Source organism: Simplicispira sp. GW247-4R2A, from assembly GCF_059424465.1.
In genome coordinates, this window is the sequence record NZ_JBWKZM010000054.1 from 1 (window position 1) to 2,035 (window position 2,035).

The 2,035-nt window shown below is 58.0% G+C and carries 3 protein-coding genes; 1 reads left to right on the top strand and 2 read right to left on the bottom strand.

Going from position 1 to position 2,035, the window contains the following annotated elements; genetic code table 11:
• A partial coding sequence (locus AC07ZH_RS20435) for a transposase (protein ID WP_495201110.1) occupies nucleotides 1–763 on the top strand: 763 nt, incomplete at its 5' end.
• 18 nt (nucleotides 764–781) lie between these two features.
• On the opposite strand, the gene AC07ZH_RS20440 is transcribed toward AC07ZH_RS20435, so the two are convergent.
• Nucleotides 782–1,318, bottom strand: a complete 537-nt coding sequence (locus AC07ZH_RS20440; RefSeq protein ID WP_495201111.1) for a 2-thiouracil desulfurase family protein — start codon at nucleotides 1,316–1,318, stop codon at nucleotides 782–784.
• 102 nt (nucleotides 1,319–1,420) lie between these two features.
• Entirely contained in the window at nucleotides 1,421–1,684 is a 264-nt protein-coding gene (locus AC07ZH_RS20445; protein ID WP_495201112.1) for an Imm32 family immunity protein, read from the bottom strand.
• Nucleotides 1,685–2,035: the final 351 nt, after the last annotated feature.

Sequence of the window (2,035 nt, forward strand, 5' to 3'; positions counted from 1 at the left end):
TGGCCTGGCTTTGGCCCGCCTGAAGAATTCGCGCATCCGCGCCAGCGAGGACGAGATCGCCAAGAGCCTGCAAGGCACCTGGCGTGCCGAGCACCTCTTTGCCTTGAAGCAGGCCCTGGACGCGTTTGACTTCTGTGGCACCCAACTGGTCGAGTGCGATGCGCAGATTCAGGACCAACTGCGGGCCTTGCATGTCCGCGAGGACGAACCGGTCAAGGGCAAGAAGCGCGGGCGCGCCCGCAATGCCCCGAAGTTCGATCTGCGCACCCAGCTCTTCCAGATGTGCGGCGTGGACCTCACGCGCATCGATGGCATTGACGTGACCACCGCGCTGGTGGTGGTCTCCGAGGTGGGTGCCGACATGGGCAAGTTCCCCAGCGACAAGCACTTCGCCTCTTGGCTGGGTCTGTGCCCGGGCACCAAGATCACCGGGGGCAAGGTCATGAGCGGCAAGACCAAGCGCTGCGCCAACCGCGCGGCCCAGGCGCTGCGGCTGGCGGCAGCGGCCCTGCGTTCGAGCCAGTCGGCGCTGGGTGCGTACTACCGGCGAATGTGCGCGCGCATGGACAAACCCAAGGCCGTCACGGCCGCTGCCCACAAGCTGGCCCGACTGATCTACGCCATGCTCACCCACGGGCAGGAATACACCGACCGGGGGCAGGATTACTTCGAGGAGCGCTACCGCCAGCGGGTCTTGCACAACCTTGCCCAAAAGGCCAAAGCCATGGGCATGCAGCTCATCCCCTCCGACAACACCGCTTGAAAACACCATGAAAATCAATCAGTTATCTGGTGTTTCTTGAGAGGTGTCGCATCCTGCACGCTCTGTCTCGAGACGCGTGATTTCTCTCTGAACTGACGATAGTTGTAGTTCGTTGAAAACGGAAATTCCAGCTTGTTGCAGCAGTGCAGTCGTCACGCCTGGCAACGAAATTCTTTTGCCCGAAAAGGTTCCGTCATATGTGTAAGCTGTACCGCACGAAGGGCTTCCTTCTTTGAGGATAGCTAGTCGGATGCCTCTTGCCTTGCATTTGGCTAAGGCTTCGTGCGCGCCCCGAACGAACTCGGCCGTTACATCTGTTCCATTTTCTTCAATGACCTGAGAGATTCGGGAAAGAACTCCGCCTCCTCCTTTTGCTTTCAATATTTCCGCCCGGGGCCTGGGAATCGACATACCGCCTTCAACTTCTGGACACACTAAAACGACGCGCCTTTCACTTACCCATTGCTGCAGCAGATCATCGTTACAGAGTGCGGCGCTTCCGTTATAGCGCACGGGTTTGCCAAGAAGGCAAGCGCTTACGAGTATGTATTCCATTGACTTGAAGATGCCTGTAGTAGGAAGAAAACGATTTTGGAATCCAACGGCCCAGGTAAGCGGCCTGCCGAAGGCAGGTCCGCTTGACCGCAGGGTTAGAAGTCATTGGCCGTACTCCGGATTGAACACTACGAAATGCGCCGAATGCTCGAATGTGCGGTCTTTGTCTGATAAGTGCTCGTGCTCCCATGAGCGACCCCGAGCTTCCATTCCGCTGGCGCAGGACTCGAGAAACTTGGCTATGCGGCGGAGCTCATCAGCTGTTGCGACGAGAGTAATTTCCGCCAACTCAGCGGGAACCACCGCCTCAATAGCGAGCCCTTCGTCGGCATACCCGTGGATTTTCATAGTGATTTCTAACGTCATTTAGACCGCAAAACCTGCGGGATAAACTGGCCGATGCGGGATATTCTGGGCACGGCTTCTTCCTGAAAGTGGCTCGCAGTCTACGTTTGCAGCGGCCTTGCTGTGTAAGCGTCCAGGTATAAAAATTCCGTGAAACCCGGCACGCTTGCGTCGGGGGAAACTATAGCTTGCGAAGAGGTGAAATCTGGGCGCTCGCAGGGCAGGTTCTGGCTGTGGGAGCGCTGGGTAACGCATCGCAGACCGCTTTGGAAAGCGATGCTCACCGTTGCCTTCGGGTCGAATCCGCCCATCAACGTCGAAACTTGAAACCACCCGCAGACCGCAGTCCGCCGTCAGTTCCCCGACTTCCCC

What these genes read in the sequence shown, in the direction of transcription:
- AC07ZH_RS20440 (WP_495201111.1), bottom strand. Translation starts at nt 1,318, where the DNA reads ATGGAATACATACTCGTAAGCGCTTGCCTTCTTGGCAAACCCGTGCGC.
- AC07ZH_RS20445 (WP_495201112.1), bottom strand. Translation starts at nt 1,684, where the DNA reads ATGACGTTAGAAATCACTATGAAAATCCACGGGTATGCCGACGAAGGG.